Annotated in this window: 25 protein-coding genes; 8 read left to right on the top strand and 17 right to left on the bottom strand. The window is 33.3% G+C overall.

Annotation, left to right across the window (positions count from 1 at the left end; genetic code table 11):
* Positions 1 to 168: 168 nt before the first annotated feature.
* The 3 genes from BR77_RS08335 to BR77_RS08345 form a co-directional block, all read right to left on the bottom strand.
* On the bottom strand, positions 169 to 723 hold the full coding sequence (locus tag BR77_RS08335) for a LemA family protein (protein ID WP_010054505.1): 555 nt from the start codon (positions 721 to 723) through the stop codon (positions 169 to 171).
* A 286-nt stretch (positions 724 to 1,009) separates the two neighbouring features.
* Positions 1,010 to 2,329, bottom strand: a complete 1,320-nt coding sequence (locus BR77_RS08340) for an IS1380-like element IS1678 family transposase (protein WP_015075518.1) — start codon at positions 2,327 to 2,329, stop codon at positions 1,010 to 1,012.
* A gap of 283 nt (positions 2,330 to 2,612) precedes the next feature.
* Positions 2,613 to 3,086: a Dps family protein gene (locus BR77_RS08345; protein ID WP_010054504.1), complete on the bottom strand. Its 474-nt coding sequence runs from the start codon at positions 3,084 to 3,086 to the stop codon at positions 2,613 to 2,615.
* 276 nt (positions 3,087 to 3,362) lie between these two features.
* Between BR77_RS08345 and BR77_RS08350 the strand changes: the two genes are divergently transcribed.
* Entirely contained in the window at positions 3,363 to 4,133 is a 771-nt protein-coding gene (locus BR77_RS08350; RefSeq protein ID WP_035064538.1) for an SMI1/KNR4 family protein, read from the top strand.
* A gap of 79 nt (positions 4,134 to 4,212) precedes the next feature.
* Here the strand turns inward: BR77_RS08350 and BR77_RS08355 are convergent, their stop codons facing one another.
* A complete protein-coding gene (locus BR77_RS08355; RefSeq protein ID WP_010054502.1) occupies positions 4,213 to 4,947 on the bottom strand; it encodes a class A sortase in 735 nt (244 codons plus the stop codon).
* 234 nt (positions 4,948 to 5,181) lie between these two features.
* Positions 5,182 to 5,646, bottom strand: coding sequence for a hypothetical protein (locus BR77_RS08360; protein ID WP_015075527.1), 465 nt, complete (start codon positions 5,644 to 5,646; stop codon positions 5,182 to 5,184).
* Between the two features lie 345 nt (positions 5,647 to 5,991).
* Here BR77_RS08360 and BR77_RS08365 point away from each other — a divergent pair, with 345 nt between their 5' ends.
* On the top strand, positions 5,992 to 6,651 hold the full coding sequence (locus tag BR77_RS08365) for a VTT domain-containing protein (protein WP_035064540.1): 660 nt from the start codon (positions 5,992 to 5,994) through the stop codon (positions 6,649 to 6,651).
* A 389-nt stretch (positions 6,652 to 7,040) separates the two neighbouring features.
* On the opposite strand, the gene BR77_RS08375 is transcribed toward BR77_RS08365, so the two are convergent.
* Complete coding sequence (locus BR77_RS08375; RefSeq protein WP_035064542.1) at positions 7,041 to 7,379, bottom strand: hypothetical protein; 339 nt, start codon at positions 7,377 to 7,379, stop codon at positions 7,041 to 7,043.
* Between the two features lie 124 nt (positions 7,380 to 7,503).
* A complete protein-coding gene (rpsN, locus tag BR77_RS08380; RefSeq protein ID WP_035064543.1) occupies positions 7,504 to 7,773 on the bottom strand; it encodes a 30S ribosomal protein S14 in 270 nt (89 codons plus the stop codon).
* A gap of 234 nt (positions 7,774 to 8,007) precedes the next feature.
* On the opposite strand from rpsN, the gene rpmG reads away from it, so the two are divergent.
* From rpmG to BR77_RS19085, 5 genes are read left to right on the top strand one after another with little or no spacing between them, the layout of a single operon-like run.
* Positions 8,008 to 8,157 carry a 50S ribosomal protein L33 gene (rpmG, locus tag BR77_RS08385; protein ID WP_010054493.1) on the top strand — a complete coding sequence of 50 codons (150 nt, stop codon included), beginning with the start codon at positions 8,008 to 8,010 and terminating at the stop codon, positions 8,155 to 8,157.
* A gap of 31 nt (positions 8,158 to 8,188) precedes the next feature.
* Entirely contained in the window at positions 8,189 to 9,493 is a 1,305-nt protein-coding gene (locus tag BR77_RS08390; RefSeq protein ID WP_035064546.1) for a metal ABC transporter substrate-binding protein, read from the top strand.
* A gap of 60 nt (positions 9,494 to 9,553) precedes the next feature.
* The gene (locus tag BR77_RS08395) at positions 9,554 to 10,657 is read left to right on the top strand and encodes a YibE/F family protein (protein WP_035064549.1); all 1,104 of its coding nucleotides are present in this window, start codon (positions 9,554 to 9,556) and stop codon (positions 10,655 to 10,657) included.
* Positions 10,654 to 11,415, top strand: coding sequence for a YibE/F family protein (locus BR77_RS08400; protein ID WP_015075523.1), 762 nt, complete (start codon positions 10,654 to 10,656; stop codon positions 11,413 to 11,415). Before BR77_RS08395 ends, BR77_RS08400 begins: the two co-directional genes overlap by 4 nt.
* Before the next feature lie 26 nt (positions 11,416 to 11,441).
* Entirely contained in the window at positions 11,442 to 11,564 is a 123-nt protein-coding gene (locus tag BR77_RS19085; RefSeq protein ID WP_010054487.1) for a putative metal homeostasis protein, read from the top strand.
* A 111-nt stretch (positions 11,565 to 11,675) separates the two neighbouring features.
* On the opposite strand, the gene BR77_RS08405 is transcribed toward BR77_RS19085, so the two are convergent.
* The 4 genes from BR77_RS08405 to BR77_RS08420 form a co-directional block, all read right to left on the bottom strand.
* Positions 11,676 to 13,352, bottom strand: a complete 1,677-nt coding sequence (locus tag BR77_RS08405) for a hypothetical protein (RefSeq protein ID WP_035064552.1) — start codon at positions 13,350 to 13,352, stop codon at positions 11,676 to 11,678.
* A 110-nt stretch (positions 13,353 to 13,462) separates the two neighbouring features.
* The gene (locus tag BR77_RS08410; RefSeq protein WP_015075521.1) at positions 13,463 to 13,954 is read right to left on the bottom strand and encodes an SRPBCC domain-containing protein; all 492 of its coding nucleotides are present in this window, start codon (positions 13,952 to 13,954) and stop codon (positions 13,463 to 13,465) included.
* Positions 13,955 to 14,094: 140 nt separating this feature from the next.
* On the bottom strand, positions 14,095 to 14,766 hold the full coding sequence (gene rpiA / locus BR77_RS08415; protein ID WP_035064555.1) for a ribose-5-phosphate isomerase RpiA: 672 nt from the start codon (positions 14,764 to 14,766) through the stop codon (positions 14,095 to 14,097).
* 32 nt (positions 14,767 to 14,798) lie between these two features.
* Complete coding sequence (locus tag BR77_RS08420) at positions 14,799 to 15,257, bottom strand: ASCH domain-containing protein (protein WP_035064558.1); 459 nt, start codon at positions 15,255 to 15,257, stop codon at positions 14,799 to 14,801.
* Between the two features lie 286 nt (positions 15,258 to 15,543).
* On the opposite strand from BR77_RS08420, the gene BR77_RS08425 reads away from it, so the two are divergent.
* A complete protein-coding gene (locus tag BR77_RS08425; RefSeq protein ID WP_035064561.1) occupies positions 15,544 to 15,924 on the top strand; it encodes a VOC family protein in 381 nt (126 codons plus the stop codon).
* A 47-nt stretch (positions 15,925 to 15,971) separates the two neighbouring features.
* On the opposite strand, the gene BR77_RS08430 is transcribed toward BR77_RS08425, so the two are convergent.
* The 6 genes from BR77_RS08430 to gnd form a co-directional block, all read right to left on the bottom strand.
* The gene (locus BR77_RS08430) at positions 15,972 to 16,403 is read right to left on the bottom strand and encodes a hypothetical protein (protein ID WP_035064565.1); all 432 of its coding nucleotides are present in this window, start codon (positions 16,401 to 16,403) and stop codon (positions 15,972 to 15,974) included.
* Positions 16,404 to 16,544: 141 nt separating this feature from the next.
* Positions 16,545 to 17,525, bottom strand: a complete 981-nt coding sequence (gene pta / locus BR77_RS08435) for a phosphate acetyltransferase (protein WP_010054477.1) — start codon at positions 17,523 to 17,525, stop codon at positions 16,545 to 16,547.
* Positions 17,526 to 17,703: 178 nt separating this feature from the next.
* Entirely contained in the window at positions 17,704 to 18,384 is a 681-nt protein-coding gene (locus BR77_RS08440; protein WP_035064569.1) for a uracil-DNA glycosylase, read from the bottom strand.
* A 191-nt stretch (positions 18,385 to 18,575) separates the two neighbouring features.
* Entirely contained in the window at positions 18,576 to 19,925 is a 1,350-nt protein-coding gene (locus BR77_RS08445) for a gluconate:H+ symporter (protein WP_015075514.1), read from the bottom strand.
* A gap of 187 nt (positions 19,926 to 20,112) precedes the next feature.
* Entirely contained in the window at positions 20,113 to 21,651 is a 1,539-nt protein-coding gene (gene gntK / locus BR77_RS08450) for a gluconokinase (protein ID WP_035064572.1), read from the bottom strand.
* A gap of 11 nt (positions 21,652 to 21,662) precedes the next feature.
* A complete protein-coding gene (gnd, locus tag BR77_RS08455; RefSeq protein ID WP_035064575.1) occupies positions 21,663 to 22,556 on the bottom strand; it encodes a phosphogluconate dehydrogenase (NAD(+)-dependent, decarboxylating) in 894 nt (297 codons plus the stop codon).
* Between the last annotated feature and the right edge of the window lie 219 nt (positions 22,557 to 22,775).

The following is a 22,775-nucleotide window of genomic DNA, read 5'->3' on the forward strand; positions in this document are numbered from 1 at the left end:
TAATTAAATTCGTGTTAGTTTTGACTAAAAAAGCCACTTAGAAAAGAAAGAGACTAAGCTCTTTAATTTTTAAGGGGCTTTCCAAATTATTTTATCCACCCCAAAAACTGGTGTCCCTCTATACAAAATAGAGGCGTTTCTTTGCTATGATTCATTTTCACAAAGGGCTTAGAAAGAAACTTTTGGTACTGCTTTTTCTTCAGTTGGCGTTTCTAGCATTTTTTCTTCAGTGAATTTATGAATTCCAGCAACTATATTACTTGGAAATGCTTGAATTTTAATATTATAAGTTGCCACGCTTGAATTATATAATTGACGTGAATAAGCAATTTTATTTTCAGTTGCTGTTAACTCTTCTTGTAATTGTTGGAAATTTTGATTAGCTTTCAAATCTGGATAGCTTTCACTCAAAGCAAAAATAGTTTTTAATGAATCACTAATTTGATTTGAAACTTGCATTGCTTCCTCGTGGTTCCCTGCTGGAACTTGAGTCAATTGATTACGCATCTCTACTACTTTTGTTAAGGTATCTTTTTCGTGTGCTGCATACCCTTTAACTGTTTCAACTAAATTAGGAATTAAATCATTCCGACGCTTTAATTGTACATCGATTTGACTCCAAGCCTCTTGTACCCATACTCTTGCCTTAACTAATCCATTGTAAATGCTTGCATAAAATAAGACTAATAAAACAATAACTACTATTCCGATAATCCATCCCATTACTATTCCACTCCTTCACAGTACTTTCTTTCTTAATCCTATCAAATAAACCTACAAAAATAAAGTAAAGTTTCTTATAAACTCCTGAATAATTCATAGCTTTAATTCTTTGGTACATTTTATTGAAATATGTATCACTAATATCCCTATCAACTGATTTTGACTAAAAAGTTACTTCAAACATTCACTGTTCAAAAATATTGAGGAATAAATTTTGGGTGTAAGGCATTTTGAGCATACTTCTCCCTGGATAACTTCCCAGTAAAAAAATCGTTAGATTGTTGGATTAGATCCATTGACTGGCTCGCCTCAGGCGAGCAAAGACCCTGTAGAATTCATTCTGATACACATGATAACTAGATAATTTGAGATAGACTCGTCTACCCGTTTGGACTAATTTCCCAGCAACTTTCAGAAACTTCAATCGAATAGAATGAATGGTCATTCCCTTTTGGACTTCCTCAAAGCCAATCGTTCTTAAGAAGTTGACTAAGTTGTAAGCTATCAAGCTGAGCATCATTCGGACATGATTCTCCAAAAAGCGAGGACTGTCTGTCTTGTCAAAGTAAAAGCCAGCTTTCGCTTCTTTAATGAAGTTCTCCATTGTGCCACGTTTGGCATAGAGAGAAAAGATGGTATCAGGAGAAACATTTTCTGATAGATTCGTCACGATAAACTCATGTCGAAAGAGTAGTTCGCCCGCTTCACGTGTTGAGCGTATACACACGCGACGACTTTGTGACCAGGATTGTGCTTGATAAGTGGTGGAGAAGTACTGAACTTCTCGTTCTTCCCACTTTTGATTATCGCCATAAAGTACTGATTTCTCAGCTATTTGACCTAGTCTACGATTATTCTTCAGTCGAATAACATAATGACTCTTTTTTGATTCACACGAATCATACACACCAGGTGTAGCGAACCCGCTGTCTCCACGAACCAAGATGTCAGTGTTTGGTAGAGAGTGATTATAGTGCTCTAATAAAGGTGTGAGAAACTCCTTTACGCCTTTTGATGTATATTGATTTCCTGAACGTAGTTCAGCTTTTAAGAAGTCACCAGTCAATCCGTCAAAAGCTACCAATGGATGATAACCATAGGTTTGGTAGTGGGTATTATAATCCGTTTGTTCTTGGTGACCAAATGTATCTGAATGGGTCGAATCTAAATCAATGATTAATTCCGTATCATTACGGATGAGGCGTGCTTTATCAATAAGTTCTTGGTTCAAAGCTTGAAGTTCATGGATATTCTCCTCAGATAGTCGATCTAAAAATCGAGAAAGTGAAGATTGAGAAGCGAGTTCTTTCCTATCTAAAACAGCTTTAAACACAGGATCTTGTCTCAGGAGATTAGCTGCAGAATCAGCTGAGTAACCAGCAATTAATTGCATAATGAACTGCTCAAGTATGGATAAGTTGTCATGAGTAAAATATGCTCGTTCGTCTTCAATGTGAATGTGTTGCTTAGCCAGTTCAGAAAAACCGAAGGTGTTCATCAGCTCTTTCACTAGGACGAGACCCGAATCACTCGATAATTGACCACCTGTATGAGAAATAGTGATATTTGAATTGAATTTTACTTGGTTTTTGTGTAAGCTAGTCATTAGAAGAACTCCTTTCTTTTGGTTGGTTTAGTCACTTTAACCATAGCAGAAAGGGGTTCTTTTTTCATCACTTAACGGGTGAAGATGAAAAAGTAATTGTAAGCTGCCGTGAGGCAGTTTCACATGGTTTTAATTAAAAGTATGAATTATTCAGGAAACTAAATAATTCTTGACCTTTTTTTAAGAATGAAACATTTCTGTCAAAAATTAAAAAAAGTGCGTTCTCAAAAACTTTTTCTCAAAGCTCCAAGAACACACTTCATAAATTACATTTTATTGATTATTATTCGCCTTCTAATGGTGACTGACCTAAGAATGCTTGTAACATCCAAATATTTTTATCAATTTCTGTTTTATACCCAATTAACATATCTTGTGTGCAATCGTCTCCAGCTTCACCAGTCAACTCAATACCTTCAACTAGCTCATCACGTAAGATACGGTAATCATGAACAACTGATGCTACCATGTCTTCAGCTGAAACTTTTTTAGTGTACGGTTTTTCTTCAATTGAAGCATGTTCTAAATACTCAGATAAAGTTGAGAATGGTTGACCACCGATTGCGATTAGGCGCTCTGCAATCACATCGTTATTGGAATCGACACTACCAAATAATTCTTCAAACTTCTCATGTAATGTATAAAAACTAGCACCTTGCACATACCAGTGATGTTGATGTAACTTAGTGTATAACACACCGTGGTTGGCAACTAATTTGTTTAAGATTCCTTTAACATCAATATTTGTTTTTTGCATATAAATCATCCTCCTGTTTTTAATTGAATTAATTATCACTTTATAATAATTATAAACTAAACCATTGCAATTGTCCATCTAGAATTAACTATTTATAGACAATTAAAACTTTTTATTATTTGTTACTTACTTAACAAGTATACCTTTTTACCTCTATTAATTCAAATCATACACCTTTGCCTTTAGCCGATTTGCTTTCGTTTCTAGCTTAATGCTAAAATACAACTAACTCTTCATCTTATTTATCAAAACTACTAAAATGTAAGGAGTATACGAATGTATTTTATTAAGCATAACTTATTTACAGTTCCTGCTATTTCTATTCCTAGTCAGTCTTTCTATAAAAATTACCGCATCCAAGATTTACCTGTTTCTTATTTAAATTTATTAGATGAACAAAACGGTGGCTATTTGGCTTTTAATTTAGTGCCAACTACTGAGCCTACTCGAGATGGATTAGATTCTGTTGGTATTCATTACCTATTTGGACTGCATGAAGATTTTGGAACCAGTATTTTATTCCAAGAGCATTATCATAAAACTTTTTCTTTACCTGAATATTTAATTTTTTTCAGTGTAAACGATGACCAACTTTGGGCATTTGATTATTCAAATGTAACAAATGGCGAACCTAGTATTCGCTATATAGATATGGATACAGATCAATGGCTAACCATAGCAGATAATTTTGCTACTTTTCTAGATTTACTACAAGTAGCTCCACCAGATATAAATGAAGAAAAAATTTTGTCTCGACTTGAGGCAAATCACAGCTTTTTATTAGGCTCTGACGATGATATTAGCCAACTGCTTACTCGTTTTGAAACAGAACCTGATAAAGTCTGGTACTTTAAATGGCTGGTGGAACTACTGACCCATAAAAATCAGGATGTACAGCAAGCGGTTTTTTCTGCTTTTGAAACGCAAGTACTCTATTTTAATCCAGTTTTACCTCCTACTAGTCTAACAATTGCTAATTCATTCAAAAAACTAGATCCAAACTTGATTGACCAAGAACGTTTAGCCATTCTTTTAAAAGAGCTTTAATAGGCTTAAACAGCGTATTTCCTTTACAAAAATCAAAAAAAAGACTTAGCCACTAACAAATAGGGCTAAGTCTTTCAAATTAATACGTATTCTTCTCAATATCAAATGCAGCTTTCATCGCTTTTGTTGCTTTTTTCATAGGAACTTTCTTCTCAAAGGTACCTTGGACAACTAATCTTTTTGACCCATCTGGATTACAAGTTACTAAAGTTACTAAAGTTTGTCCCTCAACATCATCGATTAGATCCACTCGATCAGGATTAACTGTTTCAATAAAGCTAGTTTTATAAACATACACATATTCCAAATCGGTTAAATAAATTTCATCACCCATAGCAAGTTTATCTAATGGGCTAAATAATAAGCCTTTATCAATCATATTGTGACCTGCTAAAGCGTAGTTTCCTTCACCCATAACTTGATCAGGCTTCATTGTTCCAGCACCGACAGCTAAATTGTAATTAGATATCCCTTTAATAATTGGCAGATTAATAGCTACATCAGGAACTGCAATTCCCCCAATTACCGCCATGTCATCTTGATATAAGCGCGCTCGGATAATATTTTCAGCGTCCAAATCAACGACTTGAGAAAAATCAAATTCTCCATCACGAGTATGGTTCTTTTTAATTTGAGCAGCTGTTACAGTTGAAACATTATTATTGTTAGACATATTCTTAACTAACCAATCTTTAATTGGATTTAAGAATATCAGAAATAAGCCAATTATTAAAAGTAGTACTGCCACAGTATTTATAATTCTATTTTTTATATTGCTTTTTTTAGTTTTATTTTTTTGTTTTTTTGTTGTCATTACAACTCTCCTTTTATTGATTTAATAATTTTAGTATAACTTAAATTCTTTCAAAAATATAGGTTCTTATCTTCTCTTTTTCTATTTATAAGATTAAGCATCCTCTTTTTTTCAAAAAAACAGACTGATGAACAGTATAAAATAAGCATCTTCAAAAAAACGACACAATTTTTTAATAAACTATCTAAATTTACCTTTAAAAAGGAAAAAATCAAAGTTATTCGCTCACTTATTTCAACGTTCTGATTTACTTTCCTTAGCTGCTTCCAAATAGCCCTCAATAATTAAGGGTGTAACTGTATTATTCAATTGCCGAAATTCAAGTAAATATTCATTAATTTCCTTGTCTGTAATAGCAGCATTATTTTGATTTTTCTCAATTTGTAAAAAATCAAAGATGGCCTGTTCCATTAGGACTTGATTCTTTTCCATTTCAACTAAACTTAATCCTAAATAAAAATGGTCTCTTCCCATTTTCAAGTACGAGTCTGCATCAATTCTTTTGCTATCAATTGCCTTAATTCCATTCGTTATTGTGGAAACAATCGGTCCACGATATTTTTCTATGTAAATTGTCCTATCTTCTGCTTTTTTAGTCAAACTCTTAACGATATAATTAGAATACCAGTATTCTGAAAACCTAAAAACATTTTTAGACATTATCGTAATAATGTTATCTGAAATTTTCCCATCACCCATGTCGCCACCCCCAAAAAATACAAATAAGCGTTATTTTTCAATCGTAATATAACTAAAAAAAATGATTATAGCAATAAAAAAATTATTTAACTATCTATACATTCAGTTATTTAAAACCTGTTGAATTGCTCCTCTATTATACTTCTTTTTTCTTGTTTCGTATAGATTACTTTTATTTATTTTCAACTAACCTCTGACTACTTTGTCAAAAAATTCCATTTTAAAGTTTTAGTCAATGATAGGAGTATCATTACTGACTTAATTTTGTTACACTAACTTGTACAAGGAAAATTCGGATAAGAAGCTCTCTAATTGGGCTAAAAACCTTAAGGAGCTTAATTAACTATGGAATTTTTGACTCGTTGGATTGAATTTTTTCTCACGATTGATGAGCATCTGAATACTTTTGTCAATCATTATGGGTTTTGGACCTACTTAGTTTTATTTTTAATCGTCTTCATTGAAACTGGTTTTATTATTTTTCCTTTTTTACCAGGGAATTCATTATTATTTGCAGCTGGAGCAATCGCAGCTTTACCTAATGAATTAAATCTTTTATGGTTAATTCTTACATTTTCAGCAGCTAATTTTATAGGTGCTAGTATCAACTACTCTATTGGAAAAAAATTAGGGTTGGATTTTCTTAGCAATTCCTTCTTTCGGCATATTTTAAAACCGCAACAAGTACAGGATACTATTGCTTTTTTTTATAAATATGGTGGTAAAACAATTTTATTCGCTCGTTTAATGCCTTTTGTTTGGACTATTACACCTTTTATTGCAGGTGCTAGCAAAATGTCTTTAAAAATATTTGCTTTTAATAACTTTATTGGCAGCTTAATTTGGGTCTCTCTCTGCTGTCTATCTGGATTTTTCTTAGGAAGAGTACCTTTTATAGCAGAACATTTTTCAATTGTCCTACTTTTTGTTATTTTTTTATCCCTTATTCCAATACTCGTCTCCTTTTTCAAAAAAAAGAACACTTACTGCACAAAAAACACATGACATCCAATTTTACAAAGGTGATGTCTGTGTTTTTTCTTTTACTATTCATTTTATCCTAATTTAATAGTAGATTTTAAATCTCTAGCGAACTCAATTAAATTCATGTATGATTTACTACAAGAAATACCCCTTCGTGAATCGGCAATTTCTGTAACGAAACAAAAAGCTGAGACCGAAAATTCTCAGCTTTTTTTATAGAACGGATTGTACGGGATTTGAACCCGTAACCCTATGAGCTAAAACCCACGTACTCTACCAATTGAGTTAACAATCCAATTAATCTTACTACTTAGTTTAGCAAGTAACTGTGCCTTTTTTATGGTTTTTTTCTTATTTTTTTCTAACTCTTATAAGGAAAAATAAAGAATTATTTTGATCGTCTCTCTTCATCATTTATTTTGACTATTTTCTTTATAAAAATCAACGCTTGTATATTCTTCTTCGTTAACCATTTTAATTGCTCCAACAAACCCTTTATTTTCTTTGTATTCATCCATAATAGATAGTTCAAGTAAGCCTTTTTTAGTCTTAATTATAATCCCTCTACTATAGTTATTTACTTGATATGTTCCAGAATAATTTGTCCCCTCACTTGTCTGATAAACCCATGTTGAATCTGCAATTGCTTGGTTTAAGTTCCCCTTCCTATAGGATAAAAAAATCCCACTATATAAAGCAAGCAAAAAAAAGATAGCAATCACTAACGGTCCCTTCTTCGTTTTCTTCATTGGTTTCCCCTCATTTCTCTTTTCACTACTTTTAATCTAACACATTTACTTAAATAAGCAATTGTTGCGTATAAAATAAATAGAGCAAGGTAGAAAATAAGCCATTTTCTACCTTGCTCTTATATTACCAGCTAGCTTTTTTTACGCCAGGTATCTGGCCTTTATGTGCAAGTTCACGAAAATGAATTCGTGACATGCCGAATTTCCGCATATATGCCCTCGGTCTTCCATCGATTAAATCTCTATTCCTAAGCCTAGTTGGACTTGAATCTCTAGGTAATCTCCTTAGAGCTTCTATATCTCCACTCGCTTTTAGTTCTTCACGTAAATCTTGATATTTAAGCACAATTGCTTGTTGTCTGCGTGCTTTAGCAATTTTAGATTTTTTTGCCAAATTATTTACTCCTCCTTCTCAAATCGAAACAATTACGTTTAAAGATACACCTTCTTTTAAAAAAAAGCAAGCTTAAAAACTTTAATTTCTTTAACTGAATCCATCACTAAATAAAAAAAGTATTTGACGTATTCAATGAGCTATGTTAAATTTAATTTTCAATCGTAATCATTACGTTTTGAACAGTTGATTCTATAGGTTAGCTGTCGTTAAACTAGATAAGGAGGAGTATACATGCGAGTTCAAATCATTTTAGAGTGTGTCGAGACTGGTGAACGCAATTACCATACGACTAAAAATAAACGCACGAATCCCGAGCGTATCGAGTTGATGAAATATTCACCTAAATTAAGAAAAAAGGCCCTTTATCGAGAAACAAAATAAAGCAATTATTTATTCAGGAGGAATTTATTCAATGAAAATATCTAGAAAGTTAAAATTGTTGTTACCTTTATTAGTTGTTATCTTAGTAGTGGTTGGATGTACTCAACCAGGAAAAACGAGTGCTCCACAAGAAAAAACAAAATTACAGGTTGTTACAACCTTTTTCCCAATGTATGATTTCACTAGAAATGTGACTAAAGAGCATGCAGATGTAACCATGCTTATGAAAGCTGGCGTTGAACCTCATGATTACGAACCTAGCGCTAAAGATATTGCGAAAATTGCTGATGCTGATGTTTTTATTTACAATAGTGAATATATGGAGACGTGGGTTCCAAGTGTATTAAAAAATATTGATTCGAAAAAAACGACGGTCATTGATGCTAGTAAAAATATCCCTTTATTAGCTGGTTCTGATGAACATTCGGAAGAAGATTCAGAACACCACCATGATACCGATGAGCATGAAGAAGAGCCACATTTTCATCTCCACGGATTAAAAGACCATTATCATACAGGTGACACGATTGAATTGGATGGGCATGCTCCTGATAATTTAACTTTTGATCATTATCAATGGTTTAAAAAAGATGCAACTGAAACTGAATTTACAGAAATAAAAAATGAAACCAAAGCTTCACTCACTCTAAAAGCTAGTGAAGAATTAGCTAATACAGAAATTCGCGCAAAACTAATTGATGCTTCTGGAAAAGTTGTAGCAGAAACTGACTCCAACAAGATTATTCTAACTGATCATCATGACGCTGACGAAGGTTCTGATACTGATGAACATGATCATGAAGGGCACAGCCATGCTTTTGATCCTCATATTTGGTTGGATCCAGTAATTGCTCAACAACAAGTTCAGACGATTAAAGACGGCCTCGTTAAAGCAGATGATGTCAATAAAGATAGTTATGAAAAAAATGCTGCTAGCTATATTGAAAAATTGAAAAAGCTAGATAAAGATTTTGAAAATGAGTTAAAAGATACTAAAAATAGAACGTTTGTGACTCAACATACGGCTTTTGCTTATTTAGCTAATCGTTATAACTTAGAGCAAGTAGCCATTTCAGGTTTGTCTCCAGACTTAGAACCAAGTCCTGCTAAACTTGCGGAACTAAGTGATTTTGTTAAAGAAAATAATATTTCAGTTATTTATTTTGAAAATAGCGCTTCTCCAAAAATTGCCAAAACACTAGCTAGTGGAACTGGTGCAGTCTTGGAAGTGCTTAGTCCCATTGAGGGTGTTTCACAAAGCGATCAAGACAAAGGCATTGATTATATTAAAGTAATGGAAGCTAACTTGAAAGCATTAAAAAAGACAATTAAATAAAATTGTAAAAAAGAGACTAGGATGTATTATCCTAGTCTTATATAAAAAGAGGGACACAAAATGAAAGCTAGTATGAATTTTAAAAAAATAACCGTCCTTTTAGTCTTAATTTGTAGTGCAGCTCTACTTTTATTTGTTCACACAAACTATGAGTTTTATACGACTCCTATTGGGAAAATAACAGCGATAAAAGAAAATAACAACTCTGTTTCTGACTCAAATAACGGAAATGAAAAACAACTATTTTCACAAGATTTAACGGTAACAATCATGAATGGTACTTATAAAAACAAACAGTTGCTCATTGAAAACACTTATTCTTTATCTGGTGCGAATGATTATCATTTTGCTGTTGGGGATGAAGTATTTTTACAACCCATTACTAACGACTCTAAAACAGGAATAATTAAAGAGGTGAAGCGTGATAAATTCGTAGCGCTTTTAGCTTGTGTTTTCATTCTTGTATTAGTTGCTGTTGGAGGAAAAAAAGGCTTGCTTTCAGCAGTTAGTCTAATTGTAAATATTCTAATTCTATTAGTAGCTATGTATTGTTACACTCAGTTAGATAGTTCTAGTTTGGTACCAATTTGTGCCCTACTCGTTCTTTTATTTACACCTATTTCTTTACTCCTTGTTAGTGGCAATCATCCCAAAACCTATACGGCGATTATTGCGACTTTATTTGGGACTTTTAGTGCGTTTCTAATAGCTTTCTTCGTTCTTCATATAACCAATGAAAAAGGCCTACGTTATGAAGAAATGGCCTTCATTACTCGCTCGCCACAAAGAATATTTCTGGCAAGCATTTTAATTGGTTCATTAGGTGCAGTCATGGATATTGCCATCACAATGGCTTCATCTATGTATGAATTATATGAAAAAGACCCGGACATTTCTTCCGATAAGTTGATTAAGTCAGGCCTAGAGATTGGTAAGGATATTATGGGTACAATGATCAACATCCTCTTTTTTGCTTATGTTAGTGGGGCTATTCCTATGATTTTATTGTACTTAAAAAATGGTGCTGCTTGGGGTTATACAATTTCAATGACCCTTTCGTTAGAAATCGCTCGGGCTTTAGCTGGCAGTATTGGAATTGTTCTAACCATTCCAATTGGTTTATATACCTCACTCTTTTTTATTGAGAGGGGGCGAAAAAAATGATAAATGTTTTAGTTCTGTTGGCTATTTTATTATTTGTTTTAATGAAGTTAATTGGAGGTGAAAAAGGGACTCGTTCCTTCATCGCGTTACTATTTAACTTTGCTATTCTTTTTTGTACAATTTTATTATTAACTCTCAACCAATCACCTTTGCTCATTACATTTGGTGCCTGTATTCTTATCAGTTGTATCAATTTATTTTATATTAATGGATGGTCAGTAAAAACTATTTCAGCATTTATTGCAACTTTACTCACCTTACTATTTTCATTAATTTTTGTTTTTTTAGCTAGCTACCATACCCATACTCAGGGGTTTGGCATGGAAGAAATTGAAGAACTAGGAGCTTTCTCCTTATATGTTGATATTAACTTTATTCAAATAGGCATCTGTGCCATTATTATGGGTATGATTGGTGCTATAACGGATACTGCAATGGCAATAGCTTCTGCTATGAATGAAGTCTTTCTGCATAATTCTGACATTAGCCGAACAAAACTCATTAAATCAGGTATGAATATTGGCAAAGATATTTTAGGAACTACGACGAATACATTGTTTTTTGCTTTTCTAGGAAGCTATTTAGCCTTGATTATTTGGTTTACAGATTTATCGTATTCATTTGGTCGCATTATCAATTCAAAAGTCTTTGCTTCTGAAGCAATTTCTATTTTTTGTATCGGAATCAGTGCTGTTTTAATTATTCCAATCACAGCAATCATCATGGCTTATTATTTAACTAAGAAAAAAAAGCCTTAACATTTATTATGGAGGTGTGTTTATTAATGGCTGAAAAAATTGATTTATCTAGTGCTAGACGTCGCTTAAAAAGTCCTAATATTAAAACAAAAAAAAGAGCTTTAAAAGTAATTTTAGATGATAAAAAAAGAAAAAAAGGGATTAAATAGATCGAATCTCTAACTTTTTTATCAAACATACCGTTTATTCGAACTACTAAACTCAGTTTAACAATCAAAAAAATTCCTCGCTTAAATTTAAGCAGGAATTTTTTTGATGAATTAATTATTCTCTTTTACCTCTACCTTACTCAATTCTTTAATAGCTTCATTCATTAAATAGTATTGTTTTTCTATATAACGGAGAGATTGCAAATCATAATTGTTTATAACTACTGTACTTCTCCCTAGTAAAACAGAATTTTTAATCATAACCTGATCTTTAATTTCGGATAACTCATGGCTAAAAATAAATGTTTCAACTGCAGCCTCGTCAATATGCTCGAATAATACTTCTAGCTCAATCTGTTCTTTCATATTTTCAACTGGCATATTTTTAAGCTTTGTTTGATAAATAGACCAGATATGTTCTATATATCCAACGGTTTTTATCAGTTCTTTGTACTCTTTGCTACTAATTTTTTTCTTAGTCATATCTTCAAAATCTGGCTCAGGAAAATCATTTAAAAGATCATTCTGTTCACTGATAGAAGATGACATCTCCATTTTCTCTTCATCGCTCTGTAAATGAGAGGGTTTAACTAATGTTATAGGACCTTCTATCTTCTTCTTTTGTTTAAATTTTTTATTTTTTTCTTTCAAATCAGCTAAAAGACCCTCTTTAATTTTTATGGTTTGGACTAATTCAGTAATTTGATTTTCATAATTTTTGTTCAGTAACATTAATTCTTCGATTTTTACTTTTATTTCCTGTTTGTAATCTGATCTTTCATTTTCTATTTGCGCTATTTTCTTAATCAGTTGGTTATTTTCTGTTTGTAAAGTTAGCAACTTCTGGTGGAATTCATCTTGTAAACCAATTTCATCATTTTCTTTGTTGTCTACAATTTTTCCCGTTTTGCTTTTTTCTGATTCAGCTTTTATAAGCTTTCTTTCCAGTTTGCTATTTAATTCTTCTAACCGGAGAATTTGTAAGTTTAAAGTTGTTATTAGTTCTTTATCTGCTATAAACAATTCATTATCGTTGGCATTGACTGTTTGAGTAAGATTCCTTCCTGAATTAGACTTTGCATTGTAATGACTATTAGTTCCAGATTTCTCCATGCTATCGTCTTGTTTTTCAACAGTAGAATCAACTGTTTCAGTGAGCAAGTCATCTAATTTTAATTGGAGTTGAGATAAGGCCACCTTTTGCATCGTTGGTAGCTTTCTAGTCTGTTCTTCATCTTCCTCAATTTGAATCACCTGTGTAGTTCCCTCAGTGTGAAGAAGTGAGTCTATTTCACTCAGTTCCTTCTTTTTCCACTCAATAATGCTTAAATTACGACTAGTCTTTTGTTTATCAATAGCTTCAGCCAAACTAATAGCGAAAAAACGTTTATTTAAATAACCAAACTGCACAAAAAAATTCAAAAAAAGTTGAACTTTATGTTTGTCTGATAATGTAAATATTTGATATACAACTAAGCTAGGATTATTTTCCATAAAATTTTGAGCATAGCTATCCGCAACTTTCGCTATCATTTCTGAATCTGATTCGTCTCCATCAAAATTGAACTCAACTAAAACTTGTTTAGTCAAATCACTGGGATAATTTAACCAGTCTGGATAGTGGACATCACTTAATTCATGATTATCTGATTGGTTTCCTACTAACTCCCTGGCTACTTGATTAACAACATCATGTAGGAAAGAATTTTTTAAGTAAGTGACCTCTTGTTTTGCATCTAATATTTTTTGTTCCTTGAATAATTTAAATGTTAATTCAATTGAATTCATATCTTTCTTCTACCCTTTTACTTTCTATTTATTAACTAATTGTCTGTAAGAAGCACATTCTACTGTCTTTTTTTAATGATTCAAAACATTATTCTTCTGTATTTAGAGTCCTAATTTCCCTCTAATTTAACTAACTCGCTCTTATATTTTCCAACTAGTTCATCGAATTCATCTTGATTAACAGGTGTTTCAATTTTTTTAATCAATACAAGTTGAATTCTACGCAAACACAGGTTCCAACCTGCTATATCCCGAGGTGTATGTTCAGTTATATTTTTTAGTTCTTCACTAAAAATCAATTTAACATTATCATTATCTAAAGGCTCAAGTTGAAATAAGACAGAATCTTGATCCCATTCAAATCCAATTTTTGTTTTCTTTACATACTTTAGAATGGGCATTTTAATGCGCTCTGTTGGCGTCATAATGAAATTAAAATAACCCTCTTCTCCTAATTCACCAACCTCAAGTTCGTGGAACCATTGAGCTAACCCTTCATTTGTTGTTAATAAATTCCAGACATCTTCTAAACTAGCTTCTAAATTCAATTCAAAGGATACTTTAATTTCCCCATTAGCCTGTTTAGTCAACTTCTCATTCATTTGCTAGTCCCCCTTTGGTCAGCTATTTCCAACGTTTACTTATTCTATCATATTTCATAACTATACGACAGATTCTAACTTATTGTATGTATAAAAAACTTGTAAAAATGGTGGTCATTTTTACAAGTTTTTCTATATTTTTAACGTGCTTCGATTATCTTAGGACCATCTGTATAGCCAACTATAATAGTATTTACACAATCTAAAAATAGTCCGTGTTCTACAACACCCGTCAAACCATCTAAAAACTCAGCTAATTCAAAAGGTTTTTTGATTTCATTCAAATGTAAGTCGATTAATAAATGACCACCATCAGTTTCATACTTTTGTCCTTCTTCATTTAGCCTAAATGCTGGTTTGTAGCCTTTTTCTTCAAATAAACGGAACAATTGTAAACTACCGTATTCCATTACTTCAACCGGTAGTGGGAATGCTCCTAGTTCTTCAACCATTTTGCTTTCGTCTACAATCCAGATTACTTTGTCAGAATAAGTGGCAACTATTTTTTCAAATAATAACGCACCACCTCCGCCTTTAATACCTTGAAAATCTGAACTAATTTCATCTGATCCATCTATAGTAATATCAATATGATCAACTTCATCAACACTTTTTAAAGGAATACCTAAAGCTTTAGCTTGCTCTGCTGTTCTGTTAGATGTAGTTACACCCGTAATAGTTAAACCTTCTTTAACCATTTTCCCAACAGCTTCAACCATATAATAGGCTGTTGAACCTGTTCCTAAACCAACAACCATACCCTCTTTAACATATTCTGCTGCTTTTTCTCCAACCATCTGTTTTAAATTCAATTGATTTCCTACCTCCTAAATAATTTTTGTACCTAAGCTGCATAAACTAATTCAAATTGTTCACAAACAATAAGCATCTCTTCATTAAAAGATAAACCATACGTTGCTAAATGGCGTTTAAAAAACTCTTCATGAACACGGCGCCAATACTCCAATGTTCGATCGCCTTCACCCTCTGCAATTGCAAGCTCTTCAGTAACTTGGTTAAAAGCACACGTTGTCACTTTTTGAATTTGAATAATTCCTACCGCCTCTTGATTCCCATCTAATATAATTGAATAAGATCCCTCAGTTGGAATAGGCTCATTTTCGACTTGATAAACTTCAAACGCACTACTTGTTGCTGTTTTTAACCCTTCTAATACTAGCCCACTAAGTTCATCTGCCATTTCCTTAGAATCACCAAATGCCCAAGCTTCACAAGTTTCTGGTGCTTGGCTATTTTGCATTCGAAAACTACTCCATAATTTTATTGCGGACTCATTTTCCATTTATTTCACACCTTACTGTTTTCTAAAAAAACTAAATCTAACAAGTTCTATTGTATTGAACTAAGCTTTATCTATTTTTTAGATTAATTAAGTTTTATTTAAGACCATTTTATTGTACCATAGTTTAATTGATTTAAAACTCAAATAAACAGAAATACTTCTTAAGATTTAACGATTCTATTCAAGTATGCAGTCAATTAAAAGTTAATTTTTGCATTCTATCACCTAAACCGTTTATACTGATAGTCCAAGAACATAAATTCATTTTAAATACGGAGGTAAGAACATGATTGAATCAGTTGGACAAGTAATGTTATACGTTAACGATCAAAAGGCTGCTGCTGAATTTTGGACGCAAAAAGTCGGTTTTACAAAATCTACTGAGGTGGACAACGGAGATGGTACTTTTTCAATTGAAATTGCCCCAAAAGAAACCTCTGATACTAGCTTTGTTTTACATGACCGTAAGATTGTCGAAAAACTACACCCAGAATTAAATTTAGGAACGCCTTCAATTTTATTTAGCGCTTCATCTAAACTTGAAACTCTCTACGCAGAATTCCAAGAAAAAGGTATTACGGTTGGTGACCTAATTGAAATGCCGCAAATGAAAGTTTTCAACTTCGCTGATAGTGAAGGAAATTACTTTGCTGTACGCGAAGTCTAAAATTAATAAAGAGACTGAGAATTTTCATTTCTCAGTCTCTTTGCTTATTAAAATAGAATTTTAGTGATACGTTGAATGTTTTTCATCATAGCATCTGAAGACTCATCTTGTAATTTTTCAGAACGCTCAAATGCTTCTACATCAACACTTTGCTTCGTAGCATCAATACTATCTGTCATTGCTTGACAGCCTTCAACAAAGTCTTGATATGCCTTTAATAATTGTTTATGAACACCTAATACTTTAATAGGTGGTTTCAAACCATTTAAAGTTGCGTTAATCCCACGGTATTTTTCAGTACCAGTTGCAAATTTTTCTTTGATTGTCGTTAATTGTTCAATTGAAATTTCAGAGATTTTGTCGTTATCTAGTGCTGTTCTTAATACTTCAAAATGTTCATTAAGAAGCTCACCATTATCTTCAGTATCCGTAATGGCTGTATTTACTGCTTGGATGTAATAATTAATATTATTTTTCATTCGTTTCTCCTAGGACTGTATTTTAGTTTAACTAACTAAATCTATAACATTTATTATACCTTGTATCTCTTATTCCGTAAACTAAAACAAGTATTCTCACTAAATTCAAAGTGAAAATACTTGTTTCATTAAATATATAGTTTAATTCATTAAGCTTTGTGCAGCTGTAATGATTGATAATTTATAAACATCTTCTTCGTTACATCCACGAGATAAATCAGAAACAGGTTTGTTTAAACCTTGTAAAATAGGTCCAATTGCTTCAAAGTTACCGAAACGTTGTGCAATTTTGTAACCAATATTTCCTGATTGTAATTCTGGGAAAACAAAGACAGTTGCATGACCAGCGACTTCAGAATCTGGTGCTTTTTGTTGACCAACAGAAGCAACATATGCTGCATCAAATTGTAATTCACCATCGATTTGAATTTCAGGAGCCATTTCTTGCGCAATTTTCGTTGCTTCTTCAACTTTTTTAGCTTCTGGAGCATTTGCTGAACCTTTTGTTGAGAAACTTAACATTGCAACTTTAGGATCAATATCAAATAATGCAGCTGTTTTAGCACTTTCTACCGCAATTTCAGCTAATTCTTGTGCATTTGGATTTACGTTAATAGCACAATCCGAGAATAGATATTTTTCATTATCGCGACCACGTAACATAATAAACGCACCACTTGTTCGAGAAACTCCTGGTTTTGTTTTAATGATTTGTAATGCTGGGCGAACGGTGTCTCCAGTTGAATGAACAGCACCACTAACTAAACCATCTGTTAAGCCCATGTAAGTTAACATTGTACCAAAGTAGTTTTCATCTTTAAGCATTTCTCTAGCTTGCTCTTCAGTTGCTTTGCCTTTACGACGTTCAACAAAAGCCGCAACCATTTCATCCATAGCTGGATAGTTATTCGGATCAATAATCTCAATATTATCCACAACGAAACCACGTTTTTTAGCAGCTTCTTTAACAGCTACTTCGCTACCGATTAAAACAGGGGTTACTAGTTCTTCCGAAGCCAAACGAACAGCTGCACCAAGAATACGAGGTTCAGTTCCTTCTGGAAAAACAATTCTAATTTTTTTTCTCACAATTTTAAATTTTAGGCTATCAAATAACTCCACAAAAATTCCCTCCAGGATATACAATTATTTTTTTCTTTCTCTATCATACTATCTTTTCCAAAAAAATAACAGTTTTTTCAGCTGTTTTCTTTTAAAAATCCTTAAAAATTAGTAATTGTGAACAATTTATTAAAATTTGACTAGTACAGTTTATCGCTAAACTTATTGTTACTATTCTCTAAACCTGTTTTGGCAGTTGCCAATCAATAGGTGTTTGACCAAAGTCAACTAGAGCCTTATTGGCTTTAGAAAAGGGTTTTGAACCAAAAAAACCACGATAAGAAGATAATGGGCTTGGGTGTGGTGAGGTAATAACAACATGCTTTTCTGTATCAATCAGTTGTTTTTTGGCTATTGAAGGATTCCCCCATAAAATAAAGACCAAAGGCTTTTCATGTTCATTTAATTTTTTAATGACGGCATCCGTTAATCGCTCCCAACCTTGACCACGATGAGAGTTCGCTGACCCACCACGAACAGTTAAGACTGTATTCATCAATAAGACCCCTTGTTCAGCCCACGATTTTAAATAACCATGATTAACTGGTGTGATGCCTAAGTCATCTGCTAATTCTTTATATACATTTACTAAAGAAGGAGGGACCTTTACATTTGGTTGGACCGAAAAACTTAACCCATGTGCCTGATTAGGACCATGATAAGGATCTTGTCCTAATATAACAACTTTCACTTGCTCATATGGAGTCCATTCAAAGGCTTCCCAAATATGATTCATCGAAGGATAAATAGTTTGTTCCGCATATTCTGTTTTTAAAAATTCTCTTAATTCTTGATAGTAAGTAGATTCAAATTCTTCTTGTAAAATATCTTGCCAATCGTTATGAATAATTGTTTTCATGATTATCATATCGCTCCTTATATAAAAAATTTGTTGTCCTAGCCTAAAATTCCATTATAGCTAAATTCAGCTAAATCTTTAATTATTATGCCGTAACCAACTAATAATAGTTTACATTTCAAGTATAACAGTTGATAGGTTTAATTTAAAAGAAAAAGTCAGATTTTCATAAAGAAAATCCGACTTTAAAATTAAACGATTAAATTCAAAGCTAAGGCTCCTAATAATCCCGCAACTGAAATAATTGATTCTAAAACTGTCCATGTTGCAAAAGTTTCTTTAATCGATAAATTGAAATATTCTTTGAACATCCAGAAACCCGCATCATTTACATGAGAGGCAAACAAACTACCTGCTCCTGTAGCAATTACCATTAGTGCTGGATCTGTTCCTGTCGCTGCCATCAAGGGAGCTGCAAGTCCAGCAGCTGTTAAAGCAGCCACGGTAGCAGAACCTAAACAAACTCTTAAAACTACTGCAATTACCCAACCTAAAATTAAAGGAGATAAAGTTGAACCCGCAAATAATTGAGCGACATAATCTCCGACTCCACCATCTAGTAATACTTGTTTAAAAGCACCACCGCCTCCAATAATCAATAACATCATAGCAATTTGTTTAATCGCTTCTTCTGCTGATTTCATAATTGCTGGAATTGTTTGTTGGCGACGAACTCCCATTGTATAAATAGCAAATAATAAGGATAATAGCATGGCCATACCTGGTGTACCTATCAAAGCAATGACTTGTTCATACAACGGAGATTTATCGGTTATTTTCCCACCACTTAGCAATTCATAACAAGTTGCAAGCGCCATCAATATAACTGGAAATAAAGCTGTGAGTGTACTAATTCCAAAACCTGGAGTATCTTCTAGTGTAAATTTTTTCTGTTCCCCCAATGCTTTTATATTCCCGACACGATTAAATGCATCTGGAACAATTTTCTGAGCTACTTTAGTATACATAGGACCTGCCAGAATACTCGTTGGAACAGCAATGACAATACCATACAACAATACCATTCCGATATTTGCACCATAGATGCCTGCGATGGCTGTTGGCGCAGGATGTGGCGGTAAAAAACCGTGTGTAACAGAAAGTGCTGCTGCCATGGGAATTCCCAAATATAGAATAGAGATACCGAGTTCACTAGCAATTGTAAAAATGATTGGTATTAATAAAACAAGACCTACTTCAAAAAACAAAGCAATTCCAATGATAAAAGAAGCAATTAAAACAGCAATTTGAATTTTTTTACGTCCAAATTTATTAATCAATGTTGTAGAAATACGATAGGCTCCACCAGCATCTGAGACTAACTTTCCTAAAATTGCTCCAAACCCAAAAACCAAAGCAAGATGACCGAGTTGACTACCAACCCCCTCTTCAATAGTAGTAATAATTTGAGTTAAAGGCATTCCCAAACCAATAGCAACCAAAATTGAAACAATAATCAGAGAAACAAACGTATTTAACTTAACCTTCATAATCAAAAACAAAAGAATCAAAACGCCGATACCTACTATTAATAATTCCATCAAATTCCTCCTAGTATAAAAAGTTCGTTGCGCCGGTTAACTCCAACAAGAAAGATAAGAAAAATTGAGATGACACTTTTTGACAGCTCAAATTTTTATCTTTTTCTTGAGGAGTTGGCTCATAAAAACTAGATTGATAAAAAGCTTGGTGAGTTCGTTCAGGCTCGAATGAAGAAAAATAGTTGCTCTATTTACTATATTTCCGCTGAAAGTCAGCAATTGCTTGAAATTCATTTTGTAATAATCGTGTTGTCCGTATAAATATAGGCAGTAATTCACGATAAACCGGGAAATGAGCTTCATTAGGTGTATGCTGATTTGTTACACCTATCATTTTAGAGACCTCTTCAATCGAATCAATTAAGCCTAAACTTTCCATTCCTATCACTGCTGCTCCTAAACAAGAACTTTCGTAACTTTCTGGAATAGATACTTCTTGCTCAAAAATATCTGCCAGTAACTGACGCCATAATGCTGAGCGAGCAAATCCACCTGTCGCATGAATTCTCTCGGGACGTTCCACTAGTTCTTCTAAAATCAACATCACGGAATACAGGTTAAAAACAATTCCTTCGAGAGATGCACGAACCATGTGAGCTCGAGTATGCCTTGTTGTCAAACCTAGAAAAGCGCCTTTAGCATTAGCATCCCAAAGTGGAGCTCGCTCTCCACCTAAATACGGATGAAAAAGCAATCCATCTGATCCTGCTGGTATCTTTTCAGCAATTTGAGTTAAAATTTCATAACTGTCTACTTGCATTTGCTCTGCTGTTATCTTCTCTGGAGCGAATAATTGATCTCTAACCCATCTAAAAACAATTCCACCATTATTGACAGGTCCACCAATGACCCATTTGTCTTTCGTTAAAGCATAGCAGAAAGTTCGTCCTTTTGGATCAGTAACAGGTTTATCTGTCACCATTCGAACAGCGCCACTTGTTCCAATCGTTAGAGCTAACGTTTTGCCATCAATGGCGTTCACTCCTAAATTTGATAGGCATCCATCACTTGCACCTACAATAAATGGCGTTTCCACAGGTAAGCCAATGACCTCTGCATAAGATTCATTTAAGCCCGTGACTTGATAATCTGTTTCAACTAATTGAGATAACTGGTCCACAGATATATCTAGTAGCGCTAAAACTTCTTGGTCCCAATCAAGTTGATGAATATTGAATAATCCAGTTGCTGAAGCAATTGAGATATCCACTTTAAATTGGCCAAATAATTTATAAAATACATATTCTTTAATTCCGATAAAATGAGCTGTTTTTGCAATAAGTTCAGGCTGCTCTTTTTTCAACCATAAAATTTTGCTTAAAGGTGACATTGGATGAATCGGCGTTCCAGTACGATGATAAATAGCTAAACCATCCTTATGGTTCTTTAATTCTTCCGCTTGATGATAGGCTCTGTTATCTGCCCAAGTAATGCAACGTGTCAGCAATTGTTTTTCTTGATCTAACAAAATCAAACTATGCATCGCACTTGAAAAAGAAACTCCCGCAATTCTAGTAACATCCGCTCCACTTTTACGGACAACAGCTGTTAATACATCAATAACCGTTTCAAATATCTCATCTGGATCTTGCTCCGCCATATCTGGTACTTCTTGATACAAAGGATATTCTTTATTCGCGTAGCCCTTCAGATTTCCTTTCGCATCATATAAAACTGCTTTTGTACTAGTTGTCCCAATATCAACACCAATTAAATAATCTTTCATTTCCTTCACCTCTATTTCTTTTCTACATCGTGTCCGCCAAATTCATTTCTCAAAGCTGCTACCACTTTCCCACTAAATGTATCTGGATATAATGAACGATAACGCATCATTAGCGACATGGTAATAATAGGTGTTGCCACTTGTTGTTCCAATGATTCTTCAACTGTCCACTTACCTTCCCCAGACGAATACATAATTCCTTGAATCTCTTCTAATTTTTGATCTTTTCTAAAAGCTGATTCCGTTAATTCCATCAACCACGAGCGAATCACCGAACCGTTATTCCAAACTTTTGCAACTTTTTCATAATCAAATTCATATGGAGCATGCTCCAAAAGATCAAAACCTTCGCCGATGGCTTGCATCATACCGTACTCAATACCATTATGAACCATCTTTAAGTAATGTCCGCTCCCAACAGCACCTGCATAATAATAGCCATTTTCCACAGCGATATCTACAAAAAGAGGTTCAATTTGTTTAAATACGTCTTGATTTCCTCCTATCATAAAGCAACCGCCTTCTCTAGCACCTTCGATACCGCCTGAGGTTCCAACATCAAAGAAATGAATCTTTTTAGCTTCCATTATCTTGCCACGAACAACCGACTCTTTATAATTTGAATTTCCGCCATCTATAAAAATATCATTTGTATCCAGAAGTTCATTCATTTCCTGAAAAATAGCTTCTGTTGGTTTGCCACTAGGTACCATTGACCATATAATACGTGGTTTCGGTAATTGTTTAATCATTTCTACTAAATCAGTAACGATTGCAATATTTTTTTGCTTTTGATTTAACACAGGTGGTTTCAAATCAAAACCAACAACTTTGTGACCAGCATCTACGCAGTTTTCTGCTAAATTTAAACCCATTTTGCCTAAACCAATAATTCCAATTTTCATCTAACCACTCCTTAGCATTTTAAAATACATCGGACGTCATACGTCTTATGACTACGGTTTCATGATAACGTTTTCTTTAGTGGATGTCAATAATTATTATTATTTATTTTAATTTATTATTTAACATCAAGGGATCCGTTCTTTTAATCATTTATCAATAACTTTTAATCTAATTTATCTTTTAAATTTGAAACAACATACAATGAAAGCTACTGAAAT

Source organism: Carnobacterium maltaromaticum DSM 20342 (genome assembly GCF_000744945.1).
Lineage (GTDB): Bacteria > Bacillota > Bacilli > Lactobacillales > Carnobacteriaceae > Carnobacterium > Carnobacterium maltaromaticum.

Excerpts from the sequence above, each read along its gene's own strand:
- BR77_RS08440 (WP_035064569.1), bottom strand. The coding sequence starts at position 18,384 with ATGAAAACAATTATTCATAACGATTGGCAAGATATTTTACAAGAAGAA.
- BR77_RS08405 (WP_035064552.1), bottom strand. The coding sequence starts at position 13,352 with ATGAATTCAATTGAATTAACATTTAAATTATTCAAGGAACAAAAAATA.
- BR77_RS08340 (WP_015075518.1), bottom strand. The coding sequence starts at position 2,329 with ATGACTAGCTTACACAAAAACCAAGTAAAATTCAATTCAAATATCACT.
- BR77_RS08335 (WP_010054505.1), bottom strand. The coding sequence starts at position 723 with ATGGGATGGATTATCGGAATAGTAGTTATTGTTTTATTAGTCTTATTT.
- rpmG (WP_010054493.1), top strand. The coding sequence starts at position 8,008 with ATGCGAGTTCAAATCATTTTAGAGTGTGTCGAGACTGGTGAACGCAAT.
- BR77_RS08420 (WP_035064558.1), bottom strand. The coding sequence starts at position 15,257 with ATGGAAAATGAGTCCGCAATAAAATTATGGAGTAGTTTTCGAATGCAA.
- BR77_RS08425 (WP_035064561.1), top strand. The coding sequence starts at position 15,544 with ATGATTGAATCAGTTGGACAAGTAATGTTATACGTTAACGATCAAAAG.
- BR77_RS08445 (WP_015075514.1), bottom strand. The coding sequence starts at position 19,925 with ATGGAATTATTAATAGTAGGTATCGGCGTTTTGATTCTTTTGTTTTTG.
- BR77_RS19085 (WP_010054487.1), top strand. The coding sequence starts at position 11,442 with ATGGCTGAAAAAATTGATTTATCTAGTGCTAGACGTCGCTTAAAAAGT.
- BR77_RS08355 (WP_010054502.1), bottom strand. The coding sequence starts at position 4,947 with ATGACAACAAAAAAACAAAAAAATAAAACTAAAAAAAGCAATATAAAA.
- BR77_RS08410 (WP_015075521.1), bottom strand. The coding sequence starts at position 13,954 with ATGAATGAGAAGTTGACTAAACAGGCTAATGGGGAAATTAAAGTATCC.
- BR77_RS08375 (WP_035064542.1), bottom strand. The coding sequence starts at position 7,379 with ATGAAGAAAACGAAGAAGGGACCGTTAGTGATTGCTATCTTTTTTTTG.
- BR77_RS08360 (WP_015075527.1), bottom strand. The coding sequence starts at position 5,646 with ATGGGTGATGGGAAAATTTCAGATAACATTATTACGATAATGTCTAAA.
- BR77_RS08400 (WP_015075523.1), top strand. The coding sequence starts at position 10,654 with ATGATAAATGTTTTAGTTCTGTTGGCTATTTTATTATTTGTTTTAATG.
- BR77_RS08430 (WP_035064565.1), bottom strand. The coding sequence starts at position 16,403 with ATGAAAAATAATATTAATTATTACATCCAAGCAGTAAATACAGCCATT.
- gnd (WP_035064575.1), bottom strand. The coding sequence starts at position 22,556 with ATGAAAATTGGAATTATTGGTTTAGGCAAAATGGGTTTAAATTTAGCA.
- BR77_RS08395 (WP_035064549.1), top strand. The coding sequence starts at position 9,554 with ATGAAAGCTAGTATGAATTTTAAAAAAATAACCGTCCTTTTAGTCTTA.
- BR77_RS08345 (WP_010054504.1), bottom strand. The coding sequence starts at position 3,086 with ATGCAAAAAACAAATATTGATGTTAAAGGAATCTTAAACAAATTAGTT.
- BR77_RS08365 (WP_035064540.1), top strand. The coding sequence starts at position 5,992 with ATGGAATTTTTGACTCGTTGGATTGAATTTTTTCTCACGATTGATGAG.
- BR77_RS08350 (WP_035064538.1), top strand. The coding sequence starts at position 3,363 with ATGTATTTTATTAAGCATAACTTATTTACAGTTCCTGCTATTTCTATT.
- BR77_RS08390 (WP_035064546.1), top strand. The coding sequence starts at position 8,189 with ATGAAAATATCTAGAAAGTTAAAATTGTTGTTACCTTTATTAGTTGTT.
- gntK (WP_035064572.1), bottom strand. The coding sequence starts at position 21,651 with ATGAAAGATTATTTAATTGGTGTTGATATTGGGACAACTAGTACAAAA.